A 24409-nucleotide genomic window follows, 5' to 3' on the forward strand; every position below is an offset into this window, starting at 1 on the left:
GGGGCGAAAACGGGGGGTGGGATGCGGCGGATCGTGGAGGCAGGGCTGGCCGTCCTGCTGGGCGCGGGGGTGGCGATGGCCGGGGTCCCGCTCGGGGTCTACGACAAGCTGGCCTGTACGGCGTGGGCCATCGGCTGCGACGTGACGCCCCCGGCGGGGCGGTTACCGGTACGGCCCCGCCCGCTCAACCCCCAGGAGGTCGCCGTGAGCGGCGCCTACGTGGCGCTGGGCGACTCCTACTCCTCGGGCGAGGGCGTCTGGGTCCCGGCGCAGGACGGCGGTGACCGGTGCCACCGCTCCAAGGGCTCCTATTTCGCCCAGGTGGCCGCCTCGCGCCCGTTCGCGGGCGGATCGGCGTTCTGGGCCTGCAGTGGCGCCACGACGAGGCAGCTGCTCAACGGGCAGTTCGGGCAGCCGCCGCAGATCAGCCGCGTGAACGGCAAGGCCAGCCTGGTCACCCTCAGCATCGGCGGCAACGACGCGGGCTTCTCCAACGTGCTCAAGGAGTGCATCGCCAAGCTGCCCTGGTCGACGGCGTGCACCGACCAGGAGGCGGTGGTCGGCGAGCGCATCGGGCGGCTGCGGACGAGCATCAGGCAGGTCCTCACCGCGATCAGGACCAGGGCACCCGAGGCCCGGGTGATCCTCCTGGGCTATCCACGGCCTTTCCCGGCCGAACCTGACGCGAGCGTCGACAACATGGGCATCGACGACCAGCGGTGGCTGAACGGGATGACCAGGCGGCTGAACGACACGGTGAAGGCGGTGGCCGCCGAGTTCGACCGGGCGATCGCGGCGTTCGAGGGGCCGGGGAGCGTGGAGTACGTGGACGCCTACGACGCCTTCGACGGGCACGAGGTGGGGCGGGCGCAGCCGTACATCAACGGGCTGGACGTCGACATCGGCGGGCTCACGGTCCGCCCGGACAGCTACCACCCGACGGGCGACGGCTACAAGCGGTTCGGCGAGCTCATCACGCGGCAGATCGCGACCGGCCCCGGCCGCCCGATGCACAACCTCGCCCTCCCCCGCCCCAGCTGACCTGCCGGTCAGCTCCGCCGGCGTTCCTCGGCCAGGTGCAGGCCCGCCTCGATCACGGCGTTCATGATCGGGGCCAGGCGCGTCTCGCCCAGAGTGGGGGCGCGGCGGGCCATCGTGGCGACGAGGCTGCGTTCGCGCTCCGGGTCGCGTCCGGCGAAGCCGCCCACGGGCTTGAGCGTCTGCACCACCCCGGCCAGGGCGGCCCTGCGCTCCAGGAGGGTGGCCAGCGCCGCGTCCACCCGGTCGATGGCCGCGCGGCACTCGCCCAGCGTGCTCGGCGACTCCGGCCGCAGCAGCGCCCCGACCAGGGCGACCGCCTCACGGGCCGCCGTGGCGTCGTCCGAAGGTGCGAGGAGCACCCCGTCGGCACCGGCGGCCACCGCCGCTGCCGCTAGGCGGATATTTCCGGAAATGTCGGCCAGGACCGGCCGCTCCCCCACCGGCAGGTCCAGATCGCCCGACGTGCAGAGGATCACCTGCGGGCTCCCCTCGGCCTCCACCAGGGCAGCGATCTCCAGCCACTGCTCCACCCCCGCCCCCGGCGCCCGCCGTACGATCACCGGCAGCCCCAGCCCGCCCACGGCCCGCACCAGCGCGCGGTCCCGCACCCACCAGTCCCCCACCACGACCCCGGCCGCCCGCTCGGCGATCGCCGGAAGGTCGTCGGCGGAGGACGGCTCGACGAACGCGGCCCCGCAGGACAGCTCAACGGGAGCCCCAGGTCCGCGCAGGCTCACCCACCGCACGTCCGCCCCAGCTCCCCCGACGACCACGGCGGGGCCGCCGCGTCCGATGGCGGGCAGGGTGTGTTCCAAGGTCGATGACATCCCGGCTCCCTCAGATCGGGCCGGCCCGCACAGACAGGAGCCGGCGCATACAAAAAGGCAGAGACGATGGCGTCTCTGCCTGTGCCGACTCCAGGTGGTCGCTAGCTGACGACCGGCCCTCCCGGAGCCGGCTCGATAAACACGTAGCGACAGAACATGTCAGCGACAGTACACCGCCACGTCACGGACTGGACGGCTGTTCTCACATACCGGACTGTCCTTCGCGCAAGTCGCCGATGATCCCTCGCTATGGGAGTATTTCTTGGCTTAGAAGGGGGTTTGTGGCCGTTGAGACAGGACCCTGGTCGCCGCATCGCCGGCCGGTACCACCTGCAAGAGCCCATTGGCAGAGGTGGCATGGGCATCGTCTGGCGCGCCCATGACGAGCTCCTCGACCGGGTCGTCGCGGTCAAGGAGGTGCGTTACTCCGCGATGCTGGGCGAAGAGGTCCAGCTGCTGAACAGGCGCACCATGCGCGAGGCCAGAGCCGCCGCCAGGTTCGAGCATCCCAACGTGATCGTCGTGCACGACGTGATCGAGGAGGACGACCAGCCCTGGATCGTCATGCAGCTCGTCCCGTCGCGCTCCCTCGGCCAGGTCATCAAGGAGGACGGCCGCCTCGACCCCGGCAGGGTCGCCGAGATCGGCCTGGCGATGCTCGACGCCCTGCACAGCGCGCACGAGGCGGGCGTGCTGCACCGCGACGTCAAGCCGGAGAACGTGCTGCTGGCCGACGACGGCCGCGTGGTGCTGACCGACTTCGGCATCGCCACCCTCGAGACCGAGACGCAGCTCACGATGACCGGGCTGGCCGGCACGCCGGCGTTCATCGCGCCCGAGCGGCTGAAGGGCCTGCCCGCGCGGCGCGAGTCCGACCTGTGGGCGCTGGGCGCGACGCTGTACACCGCGGTCGAGGGCAGGTCGCCGCACGACAAGGGCATGGCGATGGCGACCATGCACGCGGTGCTCAACGACGACCCGGCGCCCGCGCAGCACGCGGGCGTGCTGGGGCCGGTGATCGACGGGCTGCTGGCCAAGGAGCCCGTGCACCGCCTGTCGTACGCCGAGGCGACCAGGATGTTGCGCAACGCCATCGCCCAGTCACACACTGAGACGGTGGCGGACGAGGACGACACCCCGACGGACCCCGGGATCCCCGTCGTCCCCGCAGCGCCGCCCAAGAAGACGGCCCCGCCGTACAAAGCGCCCTACAGGACCCCTCCCAAGGCGACGGAGCAGCTTCCCAAGGCCGAGCCCCCCGAGACGGGTGCCCGGCTGGAGCTCGAACCGTCGGAGCCGACCATCGAGGGCCGCGGCCCGCTGGCGAAGCGGTTCAGGCCGATCGCCGCCGTGGTCGCCGCCGTCGCGATCGTCGGCGGCGTCGCCGGATACCTGGGCCTGAACTCCGCGCCTGAGACGAAGCCGAGGAAGCAGCAGGCCGCCGCCACCACGTCCTCTGCCGAGCCGTCCGCCACCCCGACCGTGCAGCCGAGCCAGACCCCCACGGAGGAACCGCCCGCCAAGGACGCCCTCCCCAAGGGCTGGAAGATGCACAAGGACAAGAAGAAGGGCTTCTCCGTCGCCTTACCGAAGGGCTGGGAGGAGTTCAAGCGCAACAGCAACCAGGTCTTCTTCCGCGGGCCCGGCGCGGGCTCCAACGCCTTCCTCATGATCGAGGAGGCCGAGGACCCAGGCGACGACCCCCTGAAGGACTGGCGGCAGCAGGAGCCGTCGGCCAAGAACAACTTCGGCGGCTACAAGCTCATCCACATCAAGGAGGTGGACTACATGAAGGCGGCAGCCGACTGGGAGTTCACCTGGAACACCAACACCGGCAAGACCCGGGTGCGCAACCGCGGCTTCATCACCGACAACGGCCGCGGCTACGCGCTGTACTGGCACAACCTGGCGAGCAGATGGAAGAAGGACTTGCACTTCTTCGACACGTTTGCCGCTTCATTCAAACCGGCCAAGTAGGCTGCGCTGCGTGGAACGGCAGGTCAGCAACAGATACAGGCTCATGGAACCGCTCGGCGAGGGCGGCATGGGCGTGGTCTGGCGCGCCTACGACGAGTTGCTCGACCGTACGGTGGCCATCAAGGAAGTGCGCTACACCGGCATCGGTGAGGACAAGCGCGCCGAGCTGAACCGCCGCACCATCCGCGAGGCCAGGGCGGCGGGCCGCCTGGACCACCCGTCGGTGGTCGTCATCCACGACGTCATCGAGGAGGACGGCCGGCCCTGGATCGTCATGCAGCTGGTCAGGTCGCGCTCGCTGGCCGAGGTGATCCGCGAGCACGGCGCGCTGCCGGTCGAGCAGGTGGCCAGGATCGGCGCGAGCCTGCTGGGCGCGCTGCGGGCCGCGCACGCCACCGGCGTACTGCACCGGGACGTCAAGCCGGAGAACGTCCTGCTGGCCGACGACGGCCGGGTGGTGCTGACCGACTTCGGCATCGCCTCCATGGAGGCCGAGGTGGGCCTGACCGCGACCGGCGGGCTGGTCGGCACGCCCGCCTACATGCCGCCCGAGCGGCTCAACGGGCTGCCCGCGCAGCCGGAGTCCGACCTGTGGTCGCTGGGCGCCACGCTGTACGCGGCGGTGGAGGGCAAGGCGCCGTTCAAGCGCGACTCGTGGGCGGCCACGGTCGCCGCGGTGCTGCGCGACCGGCCGGAGCCGCCGCGGCTCGCGGGTCCTCTCGGCCCGGTGATCTCCGGGCTGCTGCGCCACGACCCGGCCGAGCGGCTGAGCGCCGACGAGGCGGCGGCGCAGCTCCAGGCGGTGTCCGTGGGCAGGACGGCCACGGTGGAGCACACCCAGGACATCCCCGCGCCCAGGAAGCGCCGCAGGTGGGTCATCCCGGCAGCGGCGGCAGGTGTGGTGGCCGCGGTGAGCGGCGGCGCGTTCTTCCTGGTCAACGCGCCGGGCGGGGGAACGGTGACGCAACCGACGCCGACGGCCTCGTCGCCCACCCCGACCGTGACCAAGACGGCCAGCTCCCTGCCCAAGGGCTGGCGCACGCTCAAGAACAGCGACGGCGACTTCTCCATCGCCGTCCCCGACGGCTGGACCGCGCAGAAGCACCCCACCCGCGACAGCGTCACCTACACCACCCCCGACGGGCCGGGCTCGCTCGTGGTGGAGTGGACGGTGCCCGAGAACCCGGTCGACGACCCGGCGCAGGCGTGGCGCAACCTGGAGGCGGAGATCCAGCGCAAGGGCGAGTTCACCGGCTACACCCGCCTGGGCATCACCCCGCTGACCTACCTGGGCGTCCCGGCGGCCGACTGGGAGTTCACCCGGGTGCGCGCCGGCGAGCTCATCCACGTCGTCAACAGGGGCTTCACCACCAGGTCAGGCAGGCCGTTCGCGCTCTACTGGGAGACGCGCGCCGACCGCTGGAACGCGGCGCGCCGCTACTTCACCACGTTCGCCAAGACCTTCAGGCCGCTGTGAGGGAGCAGGCGCGATTCTGGCGGCACCCGGCGGTGCCCGAGGTCGACCTGCTCAAGGCCCGCTACGTCACCCACCGCTTCACCAGGCACGTGCACGAGGGTTACGCCATCGGCGTGATCCTGGAGGGCGTGGAGGAGTTCGACTACCGCGGCACGCTCAACAGGGCAGCCGCGGGCCAGGTGGTGGCGGTCAACCCCGAGCACGAGCACACCGGCCAGGCGGGCGAGCCGGGCGGCTGGGCCTACCGGATGCTGTACCCGTCGATCGACACGCTGTCGTCGCTGGCCGCCGAGCTGCGCCTGCCGCCGGGCACTCCCCACTTCCCCAGCCAGGTGCTCACCGACCCCGACCTGGCCAGGCTTCTGACCTCGGCGCACGCGGCCACGGAACACGGCAACGACCTGGCCGCCTCCACGCTGATCCGTACGGCTTTCGCGCGCCTGCTGCGCCGCCACGCGATCCCCAGGCCCGCCGTCGAGCTGCCCGCCTCCGGCGACCTGGCCGTGCGCAGGGCCGTGGAGGTGCTGCACGAGAGCCTGATCGACCCGCCGTCGCTGGACGATCTGGCGCGAGCCGTACAGGCCAGGCCCTTTCCGCTGCTGCGGGCGTTCAAGGCCGCGACCGGCCTGCCGCCGCACGCCTACCTCACCCAGCTGCGCGTACGGCACGCCCGGCGGCTGCTCGAGGCCGGGGTACGGCCCGCCCAGGTGGCCGCCGAGGTGGGGTTCACCGACCAGGCGCACCTGAACCGGCATTTCAAGCGCATCGTCGGCGTCCCGCCCGCCGCCTACCAGCGCACCGCAGGAACGTACAAGACGCCCGAAATCGGGTCACATACCCTCTGACCTCATGGAACAGACTCTGCGCCGGTCCGCCGCGATCCGCGACGGGCTCGGCGTTGGCATAGCGGTGGGCCTTTCCGGGCTCGCCTTCGGGGCCGCGGCGATCACCGCGGGGCTCAGCGTGACGCAGGCGTGCGTGCTCAGCCTGCTGGCCTTCACCGGGGCCTCCCAGTTCGCCCTCGTGGGCGGCGGCGGCGACCTGACGGCCGCGGTGGGCGCGCTGCTGCTCGGCACACGCAACACCCTCTACGGCCTGCGCCTGGCCGACCTGCTGCAGGTGACGGGGGCGCGCAGGCTGGTGGCCGCGCACGGCGTGATCGACGAGAGCACGGCCGTCGCGCTGGCCCAGCCGGACACCCGCTCCTCGCGCGCCGGTTTCGTGACCACCTTCGCCGCCGTGTACGTGATGTGGAACCTCACCACGCTCCTGGGCGCGCTGGGCACCTCCAAGCTGGGCGACCCGGCCATGCTCGGCCTGGACGCGGTCGGCCCCGCGACGTTCCTGGCCATCCTGTGGCCGCGGCTGAAGGACAGCCCCGAGCTCAGGTGGCTGGCGGCGGGCGGGGCGTCGATCGCGCTGCTGGCCACGCCGTTCCTGCCGCCGGGCGTGCCCGTCCTGCTGGCCGCCGTGGCCGTCCTGGTGATGATGGTGAGGTCGCGATGACGACGTTGTGGTGGGCGATCGCCCTGGTCTGCCTGGGCTGCTACGCGCTGAAGCTGGCCGGGCTGGCGATGCCGCGCAAGGTGCTCGACCAGCCGCTGGTGCGCCGCTTCGCCGAGCTCGTGCCGGTCGCGCTGCTGGCGGCGCTGGTGGCGGTGCAGATGTTCAGCGCGAACGGCGAGCTGACCTTCGACCTCCCCCGTACCGCCGGACTCGGTGCGGCGGTGATCGCGCTGCTGCTCAGGGCGCCTTTCCTGGTCGTTCTGGCGGCCGCCGCCGTGGTGACCGCGCTTGCCCGCCTGATATTGGGGTAGCTCGCCCCACATGTTGGTAGGTGGGCGATATCGGCTGCTCTGCACCATAGGCCGAGGCGGGATGGGCACGGTCTGGCAGGCACACGACGAGGTTCTCGGGCGCGACGTGGCGGTCAAGGAGGTCCTTCCACCCCCCGACCAGGAGCGCTCGACCTTCTCCGCACGCACCTTCCGCGAGGCGCGGGCGGCGGGCCGGGTCGCGCACCCCGCCGTGGCCGCCGTGTACGACGTGGTGGAGGAGCACGGCCACCCGTGGATCGTCATGCAGCTCGTGCCGTCCACGACGCTCGGCGCGATGGTGCGCGAGAGCGGGCCGCTGCCGCAGCTCAGGGTGGCGGAGATCGGGCTGCGGGTGCTGGAGGCGCTGGGCGCCGCGCACGCTGCCGGAGTGCTGCACCGCGACGTCAAGCCGGACAACGTGCTGATGGCCGACGACGGCAGGGTCGTGCTGACCGACTTCGGCATCGCCACCACCGACGACGACACCATGGCCACCGGGACGGGCGTGCTGGTGGGCACGCCTTCCTACATCGCGCCGGAGCGGGCAGCGGGCCGTCCAGCCGAGCCCGCCACCGACCTGTGGTCCCTGGGGGTCACGCTGTACTTCGCGCTGGAGGGGCACGTGCCGTTCCACCGCGACAACCCGCTGGCCACCCTTCACGCGATCCTCCACGCGGATCCGGCGCCGATGGCCAGGGCGGGGCAGCTCGCCCCCGTCGTTCACGGGCTGCTGGCCAAGGATCCAGCGGCGCGCATGTCGCCCGCCGAGGCGCAGGCCAGGCTGCGCGCGATCGTCACAGACTCGGCGCCGGAGCCCACGGGGCCCCACCCCGCTCCGGCGCCGACCTCCCCCATCCCACGCCCGCCCTCCGGCCCTCCACCCGGTCCCAGGCGGGGTGGGCGGCGGGCGCTGCTGGTCGCGGCTCCGGTCGCCGTGGCCCTGCTCGCGGGCGGCGCCGCGTGGCTGACCGGCCGGTCGTCACACCAGCCGCAGACGCCCGCCGTCGTCCCGTCCGTGCAGAGCACCGCGACGGGCGACAACCAGCCCGCCGTACGGCACAGCTCCACCCAGCCGCAGCCCAGCACGATCACGACCACGCCGCAACGCACCAGCCAGCCGTCGCCCACCCCTACGCGGAGCCACAGCCCGTCGGCCACGCCAACGCCCACCAAGAAGCGCCAGACCGCCACCGCCACGGCGGACGACGACGAGGCGGGTCAGGTCGAGCCGGACAAAGGCAAGAAGGACAAGAAGGCCAAGCGCAAGTGATCAGGACTCGGCGCGCACCACGTCGAGCGCGTGCTGCAGGTCCTCGGGGTAGTCGGTGCTGAAGGAGATCCACTCGCCGGTCGAGGGGTGCTCGAAGCCCAGCGACACCGCGTGCAGCCACTGCCTGGTGAGCCCGAGCCTGGCCGCCAGCTTGGGGTCCGCGCCGTACTGCAGGTCGCCCACGCACGGGTGGCGCAGGGCCGACATGTGCACCCTGATCTGGTGCGTACGGCCGGTCTCCAGCTTGATGTCGAGCAGCGACGCCGCCCTGAACGCCTCGATGGTGTCGTAGTGGGTCACCGAGTCCTTGCCGCCCGCGACCACGGCCCACCGGCCGTCGCCCGCCGGGTGCCGGTCGATCGGCGCGTCCACGGTGCCCCTGAACGGGTCGGGGTGCCCCTGGACAAGCGCGTTGTAACGCTTGTCCACCGTGCGCTCCTTGAAGGCGCGCTTGAGGTGGGAGTAGGCGTGCTCGCTCTTGGCCACGACCATCGCGCCGGTCGTGTTGGCGTCGAGGCGGTGCACGATGCCCTGGCGTTCCGCCGCGCCGCTGGTGGCGACCGTGTGGCCGGTGCCGAGCAGGCCGCCGATGACGGTCGGTCCCGTCCAGCCGACGGTCGGGTGGGCAGCGACGCCGATGGGCTTGTTGACCACGACGATGTCGTCGTCCTCGTAGACGATCGTCATGCCGGGCACCGGCTCGGCGACCGGCATCGGCGTGGTGACCGGTGGCGGGAGCGTCACCTCCAGCCAGGCGCCGCCGTGCACGCGGTCGGACTTCGCCGCTTCCTTGCCGTCGACCAGCACGTCGCCCGAGGCGACGAGCTCGGCAGCGCGGGTACGCGAGAAGCCGAACAGCCTGGACAGCGCCGCGTCCAGCCGCTCGCCCTCCAGCCCGTCCGGCACGGGAAGGCTACGTACTTCAGTCACTTCTTCAGCTCCCTGGTGCCGTCGATCTGGTAACCGCGCCAGGCCAGGAAGACCGCCAGGATGCCGCCGCACACGATCGCCGAGTCGGCGATGTTGAACACCGGGAAGTGGGTGGCAGGGAAGACCTCGATGAAGTCGACCACGTGCCCCTGGAACTGCACCGACCTGCCGAACCCCGACGGGAAGCGGAGCAGGCGGTCGGTGAGGTTGCCCAGCGCGCCGCCGAGCAGCAGGCCCAGGGTGACCGCCCAGGGCAGGCTGCGGAGCTTGCTGGCCGTACGGATGATCGCGATGACCACGCCGGCGGCGATGAACGTGAAGATGATCGTCGCGCCGGTGCCGATGCTGAACGCCGCGCCCGAGTTGAAGATCACCCGGAACTGCAGCACCCCCGGGATGACCTCCAGGGGCACGGCCCGGCCCTCCAGCGTGCGCAACACGATGGTCTTGCTGACCAGGTCGCAGACGTAGACGAGGAAGGCCAGGCCGCCGAGGACCAGCAGCACGCGGGTGCGGTTTAGCGGCGCTCCTCCCGCTGCTTGCAGGTCACGCACAGCGTCGCCCTCGGGAACGCCTGAAGACGCTCCTTGCCGATCGGCTTGTGGCACGATTCGCACACTCCATAGGTCCCTGCGTCGATCCTGGCGATCGCACGTTCGTTCTGCGCGACCAGATCGCGCGCATTCAGGGTAAGGGCGATCTCGCGTTCGCGCTCATAGGTCTTGGCTCCCGCGTCCGCCTGGTCGTCGCCGGCGCCCTGCGTGACATCGCCGGAAGCGATCTCCGACTCGTGGCGGAGGATGTCCGCGTTGAGCTCGGCGATCTCCTTCGCGAGCGAGTCGCGGACCTCGGCCAGCTCCTCTTCCGACCACATCGACGGTGTAGCGGTCTGCGTGACTGCCGCCATGGCTGCCTCCATGCTGATCAAGGCCGTGAATGGTGCGGGCAGCTTAGGCTGCCGATAACAGATCGGCAAACGACCCGCCGGACGGTTTACCTCTCCCGTACTATCCCGCCGCGCCTCAACAACTCCTCCCCAGGCGCTTCCATTCCCACTTCTTTGCCTGGCGTTGCCGCGGGGCGATTCCCGGAAGTCTTTCGCTCCACTCTGCGTTATGGTGTGAGCGTGCAAGGCTTTGATGGGGCCCTGTGATGGAGATCACAGGGGCATCACCCCGGAGCCGCCGGAAGAACGGCTTTCGAGCTCACTAGAACCGGCAGCATCGTGAATGAAGTGGGCCCTGCGGGGCCAAGGAGGGTGGTACCGCGGAGCCTGCGGCTTCGTCCCTTCACGCCGATGCCCAGCCGACGTGGAGGTCCCGCCAGCGATGTCCCACTATTTCCGCTCTCTCCCCGCGCAGGTCGACCTGCCCGCGCTCGAGCGCGAGGTCCTTGACCGATGGCGGGACGGCAAGATCTTCGAGCGTTCGATCGAGCAGACCGCCTCCGGCGCCCCCTGGGTGTTCTACGAGGGCCCGCCCACGGCCAACGGCCTGCCCGGCGTGCACCACGTCGAGGCGCGCGTCTTCAAGGACCTGTTCCCGCGCTACAAGACCATGCAGGGCTTCAGCGTCGAGCGTAAGGCCGGATGGGACTGCCACGGCCTGCCCGTCGAGGTCGGCGTGGAGAAGGAACTCGGCCTGACCGGCAAGAAGGACATCGAGGCGTACGGCATCGCCGAGTTCAACGCCAGGTGCCGCGAGTCCGTGCTGCGCAACGTGGACAAGTTCGAAGAGATGACCGAGCGGATGGGCTACTGGGTCGACACCGACCAGGCCTACCGCACGATGGACCCCGACTACGTCCAGTCCGTCTGGTGGTCGCTGAAGGTCATCTTCGACAAGGGGCTGCTGTTCCGCGACTTCCGCATCACGCCCTACTGCCCGCGCTGCGGCACCGGGCTGTCCGACCACGAGCTGGGCCAGCCGGGCGGCTACGAGACCGTCACCAGCCCGTCGGTCTACGTGCGCATGCCCGTGACGTCCGGCCCGCTGGCCGAGCTTCAGGCCTCCCTGCTCATCTGGACGACCACGCCGTGGACGCTGGTGTCCAACACGGCGGTAGCCGTACACCCCGACGTCACCTACGTCGCGGCGCGCACGCCCGGCGGCGAGGTCCTGGTCGTCGCCGAGCCGCTGCTGTCGGTGCTCGGCGAGGGCGCGGTCGAGGTGGCCCGCTTCACCGGCACGGAGCTCGAGCGCACCACCTACTCGCGCCCGTTCGACCTGGTCGACATCCCCGGCGCGCACTACGTCGTCCTGGGCGACTACGTGACCATCGAGGACGGCACCGGCCTGGTGCACCAGGCCCCGGCGTTCGGCGCCGAGGACATGACCGTCTGCAAGAAGTACGGCATGCCGATCGTCAACCCGATCGGCCCCGACGGGCGTTTCCTCGACGACGTGCCCATGGTCGGCGGGCAGTTCTTCAAGGACGCCGACGAGGAGCTGACCGAGGACCTGCGCGGGCGCGGGCTGCTGTTCCGCGGCGGCCACTTCGACCACAGCTACCCGCACTGCTGGCGCTGCCACACGCCGCTGCTCTACTACGCGCTCCCCGCCTGGTACATCCGCACCACGGCGGTCAAGGACCGCATGCTGGAGGAGAACGCCAAGACCAGCTGGTACCCCGACACGATCAAGTGGGGGCGCTTCGGCGAGTGGTTGCGCAACAACGTCGACTGGTCGCTGTCGCGCTCGCGCTACTGGGGCACGCCGCTGCCGCTGTGGGTGTGCACGGCCGACGAGTCGCACATCACGTGCGTGGGGTCGCTGGAAGAGCTCGGGTCATACGCAGGTCAGGATTTGTCCACGCTTGACCCGCATCGTCCGTTTGTGGATGACGTGACCTTCCCTTGCCCTTCGTGTGGGTCGCTCGCCCAGCGGGTTCCCGACGTCATCGACGCCTGGTACGACTCCGGCTCGATGCCGTTCGCCCAGTGGGGCGCGCGCGGCAAGCCGGAGGGGGCCTACCCGGCGCAGTTCATCTGCGAGGCGACCGACCAGACGCGCGGCTGGTTCTACTCGCTGATGGCGGTCGGCACGCTGGTGTTCGACCAGTCGTCCTACGAGAACGTGCTCTGCCTCGGGCTCATCCTGGCCGAGGACGGCCGCAAGATGAGCAAGCACCTGGGCAACGTGCTGGAGCCCATCGGGCTGATGGACGAGCACGGGGCCGACGCGCTGCGCTGGTTCATGGCCTGCCACGGCTCGCCGTGGGCGGCCAGGCGGGTGGGGCACAACACCCTCGAGGAGATCGTCCGCAAGGTCCTGCTGACCTACTGGAACACGGCCTCCTTCTTCACCCTCTACGCCAACGCCGAGTCGTGGTCGCCCTCGATGGCGCTGGAGGCCCCTCCGGCCGCCGAACGGCCGCTGCTCGACCGGTGGGCGCTGGCCGAGCTGCACCGCACGGTGGCCGAGGTCACCGCGGCCCTGGACGACTTCGACGCGGCACGGGCCGGGCGGCGGCTGGCGGAGTTCCTGGACGACCTGTCCAACTGGTACGTCCGCCGCTCCCGCCGCCGCTTCTGGCAGGGTTCGCGCGAGGCGTTCGCGACGCTCTACGAGTGCCTGGAGACGGTCACGCGGCTGATGTCGCCGGTCGCGCCGTTCGTCACCGACTACCTGTGGGACGTGCTGCGCGGCGTCGACGCGCCAGCCTCCGTGCACCTGTCCACCTGGCCCGCCGTCTCCTCCTCGTCGCTGGACCCCGAGCTGTCCGAGCAGATGGCGCTGGTCCGGCGCCTGGTGGAGCTGGGCCGCTCGGCCCGCGCCGCCTCCGGCGTCAAGACCCGTCAGCCGCTCGGCCGCGCCCTGGTCGGCGCTCCGGGTTGGGCGACGCTGCCCGCCGAGCTGCGCGACCTCATCGCCGACGAGCTCAATGTGCAGGCGCTGGAGGACATGTCGGGGTTCGACGCCGAGCTGGTCTCCTACACGGTCAAGCCCAACTTCCGGGCGCTGGGCAAGCGGTTCGGCTCGCAGACGAAGCTGGTCGCCGCCGCGGTGTCTGCGGCCGAGCCCGCCTCGCTGGCCCGCACGCTGCGGGGCGGCGGCACGGTCACGGTCGACGTAGGGGAACTGGGCACGGTGTCGCTCGGCGCCGACGACGTCATCGTCACCGAGCAGCCCAAGTCGGGCTGGGCGGTGGAGACCGGGGCCGTGGACACCGGGACGGGCGAGACGGTGGCGCTCGACCTGGCGATGACCGACGAGCTGCGCAGGGCCGGTCTCATCAGGGAGGTCATCAGGCTGGTGCAGGACGCGCGCAAGACGTCCGGGCTGTCGATCACCGACCGGATCACGCTGTGGTGGTCGTCGTCGTCGGAGGAGCTCGCCGCGGCGCTGCGCGCCGACGGTCAGCTGGTGAGTGACGAGGTGCTCGCCTCCTCGCTCACCGAGGGGTCCGCCGAGGGCCTGCCCGCCGTCGTGGACGCCGACCTGGGGCTGACCTTCCAGCTCAGCAAGGCCTGACCCTTCTTCTGGTCGTACGGCGAGCGCCTGCTCTTGGCGCTCGCCGTACGACTAGGAGGTCCTGACCGCGCCGCTGCGTGCCAGGTCCAGCAGGACGGGGATCCGGGCCTCAGGGGTGTCGCTCAGCGCGATGCCCTTGGCGAGCGCGAGCAGGTCGGCGACGTCGAGCCCTGGGCGCAAACCGCCTTCCGCGCGCGCCATCAGCTGGGAGGCCGTGTCGATCATCGACTCGTGCCACCGCGCCGCCAGCGGGGAGCGCTGCGCGTCGTCCACGGCCGCCATCGCCAGGCACCGCTTGGTGGCCACGTGGGCGACGAACTCCCCCAGCCACACGAACAAGGCATCCACGGGCGACGGATCCCCGAGAAGCTCCCGCCCCCTGTCGCAGAGCTCGACGACTTCCTCTTGGTAGACGGCGACCATCATGTCCCGCCTGGTCGGGAAATGTCGGTACATGGTGGCGTTGCCGACTCCGGCCCGCTTGGCCACCTCGTCGAGGGGCACGTCGACGCCGCGCTGGGCGAACAGCTCCTTGGCTGCCGCCAGCACCGCGTCGTAGTTGCGCCGAGCGTCGGCTCGCATTCCGCTCCCTTGCCAACCGGGGATATCCCCGCTTAGCCTAGTCGCATCCCTTAAACGGGGAGTCCCCCACTTAGGAGTGCGCTGTGACACCCGCTCAGGTACACCGCAGGATCGTCGACCTCTACCCGCGAGTGTTGGCGGGCGACATGGACGAGGCGCTCGCCCTCGTCGACCAGGACGTCATCGACCACCGGGGCGGCACCCAGGGCGACCACCATGGGCGTGCGGCGTGGCGTGACAAGTGGCTGGCGCTGCTGGAGGGCCCTCAGGACTTCCACGACGTCGAGGTGACCGTGGAACAGAACATCGCTTCCGACGACATATCCGTCAACCGCTACCGCAGCCGGGGCACGCACACTGCTTCTGGGCGGCGGTATGACGTGACGAGCATGGACATGATCAGGGTGCGGGACGGACGGATCGTCGAGCACTGGGCCCTGCGCGACACCGCCGCCATCGAGGCCCAGCTCGGGACGGTCAGCTGACGGTCTGGCGGTCGTTCTGGCAGACCGAGCAACTCGTCAGCCCGGCGGCCTCGGCGGCGGCCAGGGACATGGTCTCCACGCCCGAGTCGCCCGCGCCTCTGATGAGGGGGCAGGCGGTGCTGTGGTAGCGCCGAGTCCCCACGATCACCTTCACGGTGCCCGGCGCGGTGTCCTGCTGGTCGTCGTCCGGCTCCTCGTCGTCGCTCTCGCTCACGACGGCCTCAGGCTCTTCAGCCACGGGCTCCACCTTGGCGGCGGGCTTCCCCACAGGGGCAGGCTCCTCCGCCCGCTCAGCAGCAGGCTTTTCCGGAGCGGTGGGCTTCTCGACGGCCGTGGGGCTCTCCGAGACGGCGGGCCTTTCGGGAGCCGCGGGCCGCTGCTCAGCGGAGGGCTGGTCGGCTGCGGGCTTCTCCGCGGCGGCCGACGCCCCCGTGTCGGTGGGGCTGGGCTTCTCCGGGGCGGCCGGGGTCTCCTCCGGTGCCGGGGCGGGCTTCGCCGCGGGAGGGGACGACTTCATGTACGGCGGGATGCGCTGGGCCGACGCGGGCTTGGTCTCCGCGCTGTCCTGCGTCTCCTCCACCGGACGAGGCTCATCCACCTGGCGGGGCTCATCCGACCCGCTGGGCGCGGCTGGCTGGCGGGCGAACCACCCGCCGCTGGGGGCCTCCGTCGGGCGCGCCGGTACGGCAGGGCCGGACTCGGCGGCAGAGCTCGACACAGCAGGCGCAGCCGTACCGGATGAGGAAGCCGGAGCCCGGCCACCGGAAGACGGTGTCGTGCCTGCGGCAGGCAGCGCCGTACCAGAAGCAGGGGTTGTGCCCGTGGCAGGCAGGGGCGTGCCGGAAGGAGGGGTCGTGTCCGCGGACGGCAGGGCCGGGTCCGTGGGAGGGGTCGTGCTGGGGGTGGAGGCCGGGTGGTCCGGCTTCGGCGCGGCCACGGGTGAGCGCAGCTCGCGCGTCACCTCTGGCGCCTCCGCCCTGCTCTCGGCGCCGACGGGGGGTGTCGGCCGCGCAGGTGCGGGCGTAGGGCGGGCCGCTGGCTCGGGGTCGGCGACAGGCGGCAGCTGCCTCCCACCGAGCGCGGCGTCAGGCAGGCACGTCGTGCAGGGCGTGAAGCCCTCCTCGCGCGCCTCCTCGTAGGTGAGCTCCTCGTGATCCCGTCCGACCAGTTGCCTGCATCCCGGGACGTGATACCGCTTGCGCCCGGGAATCACCAGCACGAGCGCGTCCGGCGAGATCCCGCCCGACGCAGGACGCCGTGGCGGCGCCCCCGCTGGTACCGGCTGCTGGATCGCGCGGGGCCGCGCGACCGGCTGGGGATGCTGCTGCTGCGGCACGGGTGCCGCAGGAGGCATGGGCGCCGCCGGGGGGACGGTTCCCTTCTCCACGGCCGCCCCACCGCTGGGGAACAGCTCGTGACGCCGCAGGAACGCGCCGATCACCAGGAACATCGCCGACAGCACGCTGACGACGATGGACCACATGATCAGATGCGGCGCTGCCAGAACGAAGCCCGCGATCAGCAGAACGACGGCCGCGAGCACCAAACCAGCACTGATAAGGATCACAGGGGGCTCTCTCGAGTGACGGGTCCAGTTGACCCGCTACTTTAGCGGCGGTCGTTGTGCGGGCCGTCGCCGCCGGGGAAGGCGCCCTGGTGCTGCGGGGCGTCGCCGCCGAACGGGTTCTGGCCGCCGGGCAGAGGCTGCTGACCACCCTGGGGAACCGCGTGCTGCATGGCAGGAGCACCGGTGGCCACGGGACCGCCGGCGATGACCGGGAACCCTCCGCTGCCCTCCGCGGAGACGTTCAGCTCGGCGAGCTGGTTCTCCAGGTAGAGCTTGAGGCGGCTGCGGTACTCGCGCTCGAAGGAACGCAGCTCCTCGACCTTGCGCTCGAGCTCGTCACGCGTCTGGACGAGGGAGCCCATCGCCTGACGGTGCCGCTCCTGCGCGTCGCGCTCCAGCGTCTCGGCGCGGGCACGGGCGTCACCGATGACCTGCTCGGCCTGGCGGCGAGCCTTGGTCAGGATGTCGTCCGCCTCGCGGCGGGCGCGGGTGACCGTCTCGTCCGCCTCGCGGCGGGCGTCGGCGATCGCCTGGTCGGCGGTCTGCTGGGCCAGCGCCAGAACGCGGGCCGCGGTGTCCATGTTGTCCTCAGCGGGAGGCATGCTCATGGCCACGGGGACCTGCTGCGGCTCGGGGGCCCGCATGGGCTCCGGCTGCGGCGGGGGCGCCATCATCTCGGGCTTCGGCTGCTCCTGCACCGGGGCAGACGCCATGGGCATGGACATGCCCCCGGGCACCTTGCCACGCAGGCACTCGGCCAGCTTGGCGCGAAGCTCCTCGTTCTCTTGGATCAGGCGGTCAAGCTCAGCCTCGACTTCGTCGAGGAAGGCATCCACCTCTTCCTCGTCGTAGCCCGGCCGTAGCCGGGTGGTACTGAACTGCTTGTTCCGCACATCAGCGGGCGTCAGCGGCATCTTTTGGTCTCCTTGGCGCGCTTGGAGTCTGTCCGGAGGGACGGAACCCGAATCACTTCAGCGCGGACACGAGTTGGATCACGACCTGGGGGCAACGCAGTGCCGCTTGGGTCATCGGGGGCCCAGGAGCCCGACCAGTTGGATCAGGATCAGGACCACGATGAAGAGCACAGTGAAGCTTAGGTCAAAGGCCACCGTACCCAACCGGAGGGGAGGAATGAAACGGCGGAGGAACTTGAGAGGTGGGTCAGTTGCGGTGTATGTGGCTTCCGCCAGCACCAGAACGAACCCGGAAGGCCGCCACTGTCGGGCGAACGCCTGAACCGTCTCGAAGATCATCCTGCCGATGAGCAGCACCAGATAGAGATAGAGGATGATGAGCAAGATCTGACTGACGATCCCCACGGCCTGGCCGCGCCTCCACTTCCGATGTGCCCTCCCGGCCTCGGCGAGACCTGGGTTGGGTCGATAGACATACCAGAGACTCTAACTCTGGTTGAAGAATCCGCGTTCCGCGATTCGGGCCTTGTCCTCGGCGGTCACCTCGACATTGGCAGGGGACAACAGGAACACCTTGTTGGTAACACGTTCAATGCTGCCATGTAGGCCAAAGACCAGACCTGCTGCGAAATCGACCAGACGCTTTGCGTCACTGTCGACCATTTCGGTCAGATTCATGATGACCGGAGTGCCGTCGCGGAAGTGCTCGCCGATGGTCCGCGCCTCGTTGTAGGTGCGCGGATGGAGCGTCGTGATGCGCGCCAGATCGGTCGTGCGGCGCTCCAGGACGGTCGTGGAGGGCCTGGGCGCCGGGACGCCAGGGTCAGTCTCTTCTTCGCGGTCCTGGACCGTTACGGGGCGCTCCTCGGAGCTTCGTGACGGTTCGTCGTCGTAGACGTAGTCGTCCTGATACGTCTCGTATCTCTCGTAGCGGTCGTCCTCCACGAGACCGAGGTAGACCGCCATCTTGCGCATCGCGCCGGCCATCGCTACGTCGTCCTCCTGCTCATGGTCAACTCGCTCGGATCCGTGGCCGGTTTCCGAGGGCGGTAGCCGTACCCCCCTTGGAGCTGACCGCTGATCGACCTCTACTGGATGGGCGGGCCTGAAGGCCCACTTGGGGGGACATTACCTGACGAAGGGCCTGCGGCGACCGAGCAACGCCGTACCGACACGCACGTGTGTCGCGCCGTGCGCCACCGCCTCCGCCAGATCTCCGCTCATTCCCGCTGAAATCACCGTCGCAGCAGGGTAGCGGGCCTGGAGGGCGTGAGAGAGATCACGCAATCGGGAGAACGCCTTTGCCGGATCCTCGCCGAGCGGCGCCACCGCCATGACGCCGTCGAGCCTCAGCGCCTCGGCGGCGGCGATCTCGTCGGCGAGCGCGGGAACGTCGGCGGGGCGCGCCCCGCCGCGCGAGGGATCGTCGTCCAAGGCGACCTGGACCAGGCACCCGACCTCGCGCCCCGCGGCGACGGCTCCGCGGCTGAGCGCCTGCACGAGGCGGGGACGGTCGACGGAGTGCACCAGATCGGCATAGGCCACCACGGAGCGCACCTTGTTGGTCTGCAGCTGCCCGACGAAGTGCCAGGTCAGCCCCAGGTCCGCACATTCCGCCGCCTTGCCCGCGGCCTCCTGGTCGCGGTTCTCGCCGACGTCCCGCACGCCGAGGCCCGCCAGGATGCGCACGTCGGAGGCCGGGTAGGTCTTGGTGATCGCGACCAGCGTCACCTCGCCGCGCTCCCGGCCCGCCGCCGCGCACGCCTCACCGATCCGCCGCTCGACGTCGGCCAGGCCGTGCGCGATCTCTTCTTCCCTCGTCACACCCCCCATCCTCCCAACTCCGCCGACCCGAACGGTCAAGACCTTGTCTGTACGGCAGGCCGTGCCAAGCGCCACCCGCCGACGTGGGCGGGCCTCCGTCCATCACGCCATTCGGGCGCGTCGCATCCCGCCGCAACATCCCCACCAACCACCCCGAGCACGGAAAACCCCCCGCGAGCCTCCGGGACCACTTAGGGGCATCCCATGCGTCGTCACGCTCCCCAGCCTGAGCGCCCGAGTGGCGTCGACCGGACAGACGGCCGCGACGTCGGCGAGCAGCCGCCCAACCCGGCTCCGCCGTACCCTCAAGACACCACGCAAGAGCCCCGCACCCCCAACAATCACAAGCCCTGGAAGGACCCTGGCAGGTCCCCTGTGGCCGTGCTCTTCCCGTGCTTGGGGTCGTCGAGTTGCGGGCCCGAAGGAGCTCAACCTCGTGTGATCGGGCCCCGGACAGCAGAAAGCCCGCACGGAGAGGGGTCCGTGCGGGTTGCTGGGGCGATGCCCCACCGGCTTCGCCTACTTCAGGAAGTCGGGTACGTCGAGCTCCTCCTCCTGCTCCTCGAAGACCACCGGCCGACGCTTGGCGGGCTCCGACATGCGGGAGGTGATCGGCGTGGGCGCGTTGGCGGGCTCCGGCGTGGGCCTGGGGATCGCCACCGGCGCCTGCGGCTCCTCGGCGACCGGCTCGGGCACCGGCGCAGCCACGGGCGCGGGCGCCGGGGCAGGGGCGGGCGCGGGAGCGCTCTCCACCGGACGCACCGGCTCCGGCCGGTGGATCGGCGGCTCGGGACGCGACATCGGCGGCTCGGCCTTGACGCTCGGCGCCGCCTGAGGCGCGGGGCGCACGGGCGCGGAGACGGGCGGCGCGGCCGGCGCGGTCGTGGCGGGGCGCGTCTGCGGGCGGGGCGCCTGCTGCTTCTCCACCGGCGCCGGCTCGTCGAAGCCCGCCGCGATGACCGTCACGCGCACCTCGTCGCCGAGGGCGTCGTCGATGACCGTGCCGAAGATGATGTTGGCGTCGGGGGCCGCGGCCATCGACACGAGCTGGGCTGCCTCGTTGATCTCGAACAGACCCAGGTCGGATCCGCCCGCGATCGACAGGAGCACGCCGTGCGCGCCGTCGATCGAGGCTTCCAGCAGCGGGCTGGACACCGCCATCTCGGCGGCGGCCACCGAGCGGTCGTCACCGCGCGCATGCCCTATTCCCATCAACGCCGACCCCGCGCCGGACATGACCGACTTGACGTCGGCGAAGTCCAGGTTGATCAGGCCGGGCGTGGTGATGAGGTCGGTGATGCCCTGCACACCGGACAGCAGCACCTGGTCGGCCGCCTTGAAGGCGTCCAGGACGCTGACCTGCCGGTCGGAGATCGACAGCAGCCGGTCGTTGGGGATCACGATGAGGGTGTCGACCTCGTCGCGCAGCGTCTCTATCCCGGCTTCTGCCTGCATGGCCCTGCGACGGCCTTCGAAGCTGAACGGTCTGGTCACTACGCCTATCGTGAGCGCACCCAGAGACCGTGCGATGTTGGCCACGACCGGGGCACCGCCCGTGCCCGTTCCACCGCCTTCACCGGCGGTGACGAAGACCATGTCGGCACCCTTGAGTACCTCTTCGATCTCCTCACGATGATCTTCTGCCGCCTTGCGGCCGACATCGGGGTTGGCGCCGGCCCCGAGGCCGCGCGTGAGTTCACGACCCACGTCCAATTTGACGTCGGCGTCACTCATCAGCAGCGCCTGGGCGTCGGTGTTTATCGCGATGAACTCGACGCCCTTGAGTCCCTCCTCGATCATCCGGTTGACGGCGTTCACTCCGCCGCCGCCGATGCCGACAACCTTGATGACCGCGAGGTAGTTCTGCGGTGCTGCCACGACGAGGGGCCTTTCCGCTCGTTTACTTGGTATTTCGGTGCGGAATCTTCTCCGCGCTAAACTCTCAACCTCAAGTTGAGATTCAGATTTATGTCAACCTGAGATTGATACGGACAGTAGGAGTTGCGCTCCGGGCGGGTCAACTAACCGCGCCGCAAGCGCGTCCGGCGTGTCGCGGCCTGTCCTATTCGCGTCCGCCCCTTTACTTCAACGTCACCACGTCCGGCGAGCTCACGTCGTAGACCTGAGCCTTGCGCCTGAGCAGGTCAGCCAGGATGCGCGCCTTGTCCGCACCTCGGTCGGCCCCGCCCCACACGACGGTCCTGCCGTCGGTGAGCTTCAGCGAGATTCCCTCGGCCGAGGTGGCGCGCACCTCCTCGACCCTGCGCGCGAGGTCGGGCGGCAGCTCCCCCACCACCTTGATCGCCGCGATGGTCGCGGGATCGCCTGGTCCAGGCCGGTCCAGGCGCAGCACGGGCAGGCGCGGCGGGGCGACGTCCTTGATCTCGGTCACCACTCCCGTCCTGTCCACGAGCGCCGCCTTGCCGTCCACGGGGACGACGGCGACGGCCTCGCGCTCGACCACCTCGATGCGCAGGGTGCTCGGCCAGGCGCGGACGACCTTGGCCGTGGCGATCTTGCGCAGCGCGAGGATTCGGGTCTCGACGTCCGCTAGGTCCACTGTTGCGAGAGGCTGCAACGAGGGCACTCCGGCCTGGCTCTGGATGCTGCCGGTCTCGACTGTGAGATTTCCCACGACCTCGACCGACCGCACGCCCAGCACGGGAGAGAAGAAGACCAGCCAGGCGGCCGTGCCGACCACCCCCGCCGTGAGCAGCACGATGAACGCCTTGCGCGCCTTCACCGGGCCGAGAGCTCCGCCACGATCTTGGGCCCGAGCTCGGTCACGTCGCCCGCGCCCATGGTCAGCACGATGTCGCCGGTCCTGGCCAGCCCCGCCACGGTGGCCGGGACCGCCGCCTTGTCCGGAACGTAGGTGACGTTGTCGTGCGGCACCCGCTGGGCCACCAGCGCGCCGGACACGCCGGGCTCAGGGTCCTCGCGCGCGCCGTAGACGTCGAGCACGATCGCCTCGTCGGCCAGGCCGAGCGCGGCGCCGAACTCCTCGGCGAAGAACCTGGTGCGCGAGTAGAGGTGCGGCTGGAAGACCGCGATGACCCGGCCGGTGCCCGAGTAGGAGGCCACGACGTCGCGCGCGGCGCGCAGGTCGGCCGCCAGCTCGGTCGGGTGGTGGGCGTAGCTGTCGAACACCGCGACGCCGGACGCCTCGCCCTTGGCCTCGAAGCGGCGCTTGGCCCCCGTGAAGGCCCCCAGACCGTCCCTGATCTCCTCGAAGGGCAGGCCCAGCTCGTCGGCCACGGCGATGACGGCCGTGGCGTTGAGGGCGTTGTGCGCCCCGGGAACGGCCAGCCGTACGTCTCCACGGCCCTCGACCGTGTAGGTCAGGCCGAAACCGTCGGGACTGACGTCGGTCACGCGGTAGTCGGCGCCCTCGGTCAGCCCGTAGGACTTCACCCTGAGCCCCCTGGCCCTGCCGAGCTGGATCAGCTCGGCGGAGCCCGGGTCGTCCAGGCAGACGATCAGCAGCGAGCCGATCCGCTCGACGAACCTGGCGAAGCTGTCGTGCACCGCGCGCGGGTCGCCGTAGTTGTCGAGGTGGTCGGCCTCGACGTTGGTGACCACCGCGATGTCGGGCGCCAGCATGAGGAACGAGCCGTCGCTCTCGTCCGCCTCTGCCACGAACACCCCGCCGGACCCCTCGTCGGCGCCGAGGCCCGTGGTGACGAGCTGGCCGCCGACGCAGTAGGACGGGTCGGCTCCGCACTTCTGCAGCGCCACCGTCAGCATCGAGGTCGTGGTCGTCTTGCCGTGGGTGCCCGCGATGGCCACCGCCGTACGGCCGGCCATGACGGAGGCCAGCGCCGCCGCCCGCGGGATGACCCGCAGCCCCTGGCGCAGCGCCTCGCCGAGCTCGGGGTTGGAGTCGCGGATCGCGGTGGAGACCACCACGGTGTCGACGTCCCTGATGTGCGAGGCGGCGTGCCCGACGTGGACGGTGACGCCGAGCTCACGCAGCTCGGTCACCAGGTCGGAGCCGCGCGCGTCGCTGCCGGACACCCTGACGCCGCGCTTGGCCAGGATGCGGGCGATGCCCGACATGCCGGCGCCGCCGATGCCGATGAAGTGCACCCGGCCGAGATCCTCGGCCGCGACCGGCTCCACAAGTTTGACGAGACTCATCATCGCCCCCCGGCGATCTGCAGGACTTTTCTGGCGAGCACCACGTCGGCGTCCTTGCGCCCCAGCGACAAGGCGGCCTCGGACATGGCGGCGACCCGCTCGGGGTCGCGCAGGATGGGCAGCACGTTCTGGATGATCCAATCAGGTGACAGTTCGGAATCGTCGATCATGAGACCGCCGCCGCCCTCGGCGATCCGCGTGGCGTTGAGCCGCTGCTCGCCGTTGCCGTGCGGCAGCGGGATGTAGGCGGCGGGCAGCCCGACGGCGGTCAGCTCCGCGCAGGTCAGCGCGCCGCTGCGGCACAGGGCCAGGTCGGCGGCCGCGTAGGCGAGGTCCATGCGGTCGATGTAGGTCAGCAGGACGTATTGCGGGTCGCCCGGCGGAGGTTCGTGCTCGACGGTGTTCTTCGGCCCGATGATGTGCAGGACCTGGACCCCCGCCGCGCGCAGCGCGGGGGCGGCGGCCAGCGCCGCCTGGTTGAGCGAGCGGGCGCCCTGCGAGCCGCCGAACACCAGCAGCGTCGGCCGGTCGGCCTGCAGGCCGAACCAGGAGCGCGCCTTGTCGCCCATGGAGAACCTGTCGAGGGCGACGATGTCGCGGCGCAGCGGGGTGCCGATGTACTCGGCCTTGGCCAGCGTGGAGTCCGGGTGCCCGCTGAAGACGTGCTCGGTGAGCCGGGCGCCGAGCCTGTTGGCCAGGCCGGGGCGCGGATTGGCCTCGTGCACGACGATCGGGATACCGCGCCGCCTGGCCGCGAGATAGGCGGGGGTGGCGACGTAGCCGCCGAAGCCGACCAGGATGTCGGCCTTCGCCCGGTCGAGCACGGCGGCGGCCGCGTTGATCGCCCCGGCCAGCCGTCCCGGCATGGTCAGCAGCGCGGGGGTGATCGCCCTGGGCAGCGGCACGGCGGGAACCAGCTCCAGCTCGTAGCCCCTGGCGGGGATCAGCCTGGTCTCCAGGCCGCGCTCGGTGCCGAGGCAGGTGATGGCCACGCTGGGATCAAGCCTCCGCAGCGTGTCGGCAAGGGCGAGCGCCGGCTCGATGTGGCCGGCCGTGCCGCCACCGGCGAGGACCACCCTCATCTCG

Annotated in this window: 23 protein-coding genes; 9 read left to right on the forward strand and 14 right to left on the reverse strand. The window is 70.8% G+C overall.

Annotated elements, in window-relative coordinates; genetic code table 11:
- The first annotated feature begins 21 nt into the window (after window positions 1-21).
- On the forward strand, window positions 22-1041 hold the full coding sequence (locus tag ACIBG8_RS16660) for an SGNH/GDSL hydrolase family protein (RefSeq protein ID WP_397343599.1): 1020 nt from the start codon (window positions 22-24) through the stop codon (window positions 1039-1041).
- 8 nt (window positions 1042-1049) lie between these two features.
- Here the strand turns inward: ACIBG8_RS16660 and ACIBG8_RS16665 are convergent, their stop codons facing one another.
- Window positions 1050-1868, reverse strand: coding sequence for a chorismate mutase (locus tag ACIBG8_RS16665; RefSeq protein WP_397343600.1), 819 nt, complete (start codon window positions 1866-1868; stop codon window positions 1050-1052).
- Between the two features lie 249 nt (window positions 1869-2117).
- Between ACIBG8_RS16665 and ACIBG8_RS16670 the strand changes: the two genes are divergently transcribed.
- From ACIBG8_RS16670 to ACIBG8_RS16695, 6 genes are read left to right on the forward strand one after another with little or no spacing between them, the layout of a single operon-like run.
- Entirely contained in the window at window positions 2118-3845 is a 1728-nt protein-coding gene (locus tag ACIBG8_RS16670) for a protein kinase (protein ID WP_397343601.1), read from the forward strand.
- A gap of 10 nt (window positions 3846-3855) precedes the next feature.
- Entirely contained in the window at window positions 3856-5322 is a 1467-nt protein-coding gene (locus ACIBG8_RS16675) for a protein kinase (protein WP_397343602.1), read from the forward strand.
- Window positions 5319-6167, forward strand: coding sequence for an AraC family ligand binding domain-containing protein (locus ACIBG8_RS16680; RefSeq protein ID WP_397343603.1), 849 nt, complete (start codon window positions 5319-5321; stop codon window positions 6165-6167). The genes ACIBG8_RS16675 and ACIBG8_RS16680 overlap by 4 nt, the downstream gene beginning before the upstream one ends.
- A gap of 4 nt (window positions 6168-6171) precedes the next feature.
- Window positions 6172-6828, forward strand: coding sequence for an AzlC family ABC transporter permease (locus ACIBG8_RS16685; protein WP_397343604.1), 657 nt, complete (start codon window positions 6172-6174; stop codon window positions 6826-6828).
- The gene (locus tag ACIBG8_RS16690; protein WP_397343605.1) at window positions 6825-7139 is read left to right on the forward strand and encodes an AzlD domain-containing protein; all 315 of its coding nucleotides are present in this window, start codon (window positions 6825-6827) and stop codon (window positions 7137-7139) included. Before ACIBG8_RS16685 ends, ACIBG8_RS16690 begins: the two co-directional genes overlap by 4 nt.
- A gap of 10 nt (window positions 7140-7149) precedes the next feature.
- Window positions 7150-8409 (forward strand): protein kinase, encoded by a 1260-nt coding sequence (locus ACIBG8_RS16695; RefSeq protein ID WP_397343606.1) that lies wholly within the window; start codon window positions 7150-7152, stop codon window positions 8407-8409.
- Here the strand turns inward: ACIBG8_RS16695 and ACIBG8_RS16700 are convergent, their stop codons facing one another.
- The 3 genes from ACIBG8_RS16700 to ACIBG8_RS16710 are packed head-to-tail and all read right to left on the reverse strand — an operon-like array spanning window position 8410 to window position 10258.
- Entirely contained in the window at window positions 8410-9339 is a 930-nt protein-coding gene (locus tag ACIBG8_RS16700; RefSeq protein WP_397343607.1) for an RluA family pseudouridine synthase, read from the reverse strand.
- A complete protein-coding gene (gene lspA / locus ACIBG8_RS16705; RefSeq protein WP_397343608.1) occupies window positions 9336-9893 on the reverse strand; it encodes a signal peptidase II in 558 nt (185 codons plus the stop codon). The genes ACIBG8_RS16700 and lspA overlap by 4 nt, the downstream gene beginning before the upstream one ends.
- Window positions 9857-10258, reverse strand: a complete 402-nt coding sequence (locus ACIBG8_RS16710; RefSeq protein WP_397343943.1) for a TraR/DksA family transcriptional regulator — start codon at window positions 10256-10258, stop codon at window positions 9857-9859. Before ACIBG8_RS16710 ends, lspA begins: the two co-directional genes overlap by 37 nt.
- 409 nt (window positions 10259-10667) lie before the next feature.
- Between ACIBG8_RS16710 and ileS the strand changes: the two genes are divergently transcribed.
- Window positions 10668-13811, forward strand: coding sequence for an isoleucine--tRNA ligase (gene ileS / locus ACIBG8_RS16715; protein ID WP_397343609.1), 3144 nt, complete (start codon window positions 10668-10670; stop codon window positions 13809-13811).
- A 51-nt stretch (window positions 13812-13862) separates the two neighbouring features.
- On the opposite strand, the gene ACIBG8_RS16720 is transcribed toward ileS, so the two are convergent.
- Window positions 13863-14393 carry a TetR/AcrR family transcriptional regulator gene (locus ACIBG8_RS16720; protein ID WP_397343610.1) on the reverse strand — a complete coding sequence of 177 codons (531 nt, stop codon included), beginning with the start codon at window positions 14391-14393 and terminating at the stop codon, window positions 13863-13865.
- 83 nt (window positions 14394-14476) lie between these two features.
- Here ACIBG8_RS16720 and ACIBG8_RS16725 point away from each other — a divergent pair, with 83 nt between their 5' ends.
- Window positions 14477-14878: an ester cyclase gene (locus tag ACIBG8_RS16725; RefSeq protein ID WP_397343611.1), complete on the forward strand. Its 402-nt coding sequence runs from the start codon at window positions 14477-14479 to the stop codon at window positions 14876-14878.
- Here the strand turns inward: ACIBG8_RS16725 and ACIBG8_RS16730 are convergent.
- The 9 genes from ACIBG8_RS16730 to murG form a co-directional block, all read right to left on the reverse strand.
- Window positions 14871-16445, reverse strand: coding sequence for a hypothetical protein (locus tag ACIBG8_RS16730; RefSeq protein ID WP_397343612.1), 1575 nt, complete (start codon window positions 16443-16445; stop codon window positions 14871-14873). The two genes, ACIBG8_RS16725 and ACIBG8_RS16730, sit on opposite strands and share 8 nt — an antisense overlap.
- Window positions 16446-16486: 41 nt before the next feature.
- Window positions 16487-17359, reverse strand: a complete 873-nt coding sequence (locus ACIBG8_RS16735; protein ID WP_397343613.1) for a DivIVA domain-containing protein — start codon at window positions 17357-17359, stop codon at window positions 16487-16489.
- Window positions 17360-17470: 111 nt separating this feature from the next.
- A complete protein-coding gene (locus ACIBG8_RS16740) occupies window positions 17471-17764 on the reverse strand; it encodes a YggT family protein (protein WP_397343614.1) in 294 nt (97 codons plus the stop codon).
- An 81-nt stretch (window positions 17765-17845) separates the two neighbouring features.
- Window positions 17846-18346, reverse strand: a complete 501-nt coding sequence (locus ACIBG8_RS16745; protein ID WP_397343615.1) for a cell division protein SepF — start codon at window positions 18344-18346, stop codon at window positions 17846-17848.
- Window positions 18347-18487: 141 nt separating this feature from the next.
- On the reverse strand, window positions 18488-19192 hold the full coding sequence (locus tag ACIBG8_RS16750) for a YggS family pyridoxal phosphate-dependent enzyme (RefSeq protein ID WP_397343616.1): 705 nt from the start codon (window positions 19190-19192) through the stop codon (window positions 18488-18490).
- A 510-nt stretch (window positions 19193-19702) separates the two neighbouring features.
- Window positions 19703-21061: a cell division protein FtsZ gene (gene ftsZ / locus ACIBG8_RS16755; protein ID WP_397343617.1), complete on the reverse strand. Its 1359-nt coding sequence runs from the start codon at window positions 21059-21061 to the stop codon at window positions 19703-19705.
- 202 nt (window positions 21062-21263) lie between these two features.
- Window positions 21264-21926 (reverse strand): cell division protein FtsQ/DivIB, encoded by a 663-nt coding sequence (locus ACIBG8_RS16760; RefSeq protein WP_397343618.1) that lies wholly within the window; start codon window positions 21924-21926, stop codon window positions 21264-21266.
- Window positions 21923-23323, reverse strand: coding sequence for a UDP-N-acetylmuramate--L-alanine ligase (gene murC, locus ACIBG8_RS16765; protein WP_397343944.1), 1401 nt, complete (start codon window positions 23321-23323; stop codon window positions 21923-21925). The genes ACIBG8_RS16760 and murC overlap by 4 nt, the downstream gene beginning before the upstream one ends.
- Window positions 23323-24405, reverse strand: coding sequence for an undecaprenyldiphospho-muramoylpentapeptide beta-N-acetylglucosaminyltransferase (gene murG, locus ACIBG8_RS16770; protein ID WP_397343619.1), 1083 nt, complete (start codon window positions 24403-24405; stop codon window positions 23323-23325). Before murG ends, murC begins: the two co-directional genes overlap by 1 nt.
- Window positions 24406-24409: the final 4 nt, after the last annotated feature.

Origin of the sequence: Nonomuraea sp. NPDC050556, assembly GCF_044457355.1 — a bacterium.
Lineage (GTDB): Bacteria > Actinomycetota > Actinomycetes > Streptosporangiales > Streptosporangiaceae > Nonomuraea.

What these genes read in the sequence shown, in the direction of transcription:
- ACIBG8_RS16665 (WP_397343600.1), bottom strand. Translation starts at nt 1,868, where the DNA reads ATGTCATCGACCTTGGAACACACCCTGCCCGCCATCGGACGCGGCGGC.
- ACIBG8_RS16720 (WP_397343610.1), bottom strand. Translation starts at nt 14,393, where the DNA reads ATGCGAGCCGACGCTCGGCGCAACTACGACGCGGTGCTGGCGGCAGCC.
- ACIBG8_RS16745 (WP_397343615.1), bottom strand. Translation starts at nt 18,346, where the DNA reads ATGGCCGGCGCGATGCGCAAGATGGCGGTCTACCTCGGTCTCGTGGAG.
- ACIBG8_RS16750 (WP_397343616.1), bottom strand. Translation starts at nt 19,192, where the DNA reads ATGGGGGGTGTGACGAGGGAAGAAGAGATCGCGCACGGCCTGGCCGAC.
- ACIBG8_RS16690 (WP_397343605.1), top strand. Translation starts at nt 6,825, where the DNA reads ATGACGACGTTGTGGTGGGCGATCGCCCTGGTCTGCCTGGGCTGCTAC.
- ACIBG8_RS16710 (WP_397343943.1), bottom strand. Translation starts at nt 10,258, where the DNA reads ATGGAGGCAGCCATGGCGGCAGTCACGCAGACCGCTACACCGTCGATG.
- ACIBG8_RS16660 (WP_397343599.1), top strand. Translation starts at nt 22, where the DNA reads ATGCGGCGGATCGTGGAGGCAGGGCTGGCCGTCCTGCTGGGCGCGGGG.
- ileS (WP_397343609.1), top strand. Translation starts at nt 10,668, where the DNA reads ATGTCCCACTATTTCCGCTCTCTCCCCGCGCAGGTCGACCTGCCCGCG.
- ACIBG8_RS16670 (WP_397343601.1), top strand. Translation starts at nt 2,118, where the DNA reads ATGGGAGTATTTCTTGGCTTAGAAGGGGGTTTGTGGCCGTTGAGACAG.
- murG (WP_397343619.1), bottom strand. Translation starts at nt 24,405, where the DNA reads ATGAGGGTGGTCCTCGCCGGTGGCGGCACGGCCGGCCACATCGAGCCG.
- ACIBG8_RS16685 (WP_397343604.1), top strand. Translation starts at nt 6,172, where the DNA reads ATGGAACAGACTCTGCGCCGGTCCGCCGCGATCCGCGACGGGCTCGGC.
- murC (WP_397343944.1), bottom strand. Translation starts at nt 23,323, where the DNA reads ATGAGTCTCGTCAAACTTGTGGAGCCGGTCGCGGCCGAGGATCTCGGC.
- ACIBG8_RS16735 (WP_397343613.1), bottom strand. Translation starts at nt 17,359, where the DNA reads ATGCCGCTGACGCCCGCTGATGTGCGGAACAAGCAGTTCAGTACCACC.
- ACIBG8_RS16695 (WP_397343606.1), top strand. Translation starts at nt 7,150, where the DNA reads ATGTTGGTAGGTGGGCGATATCGGCTGCTCTGCACCATAGGCCGAGGC.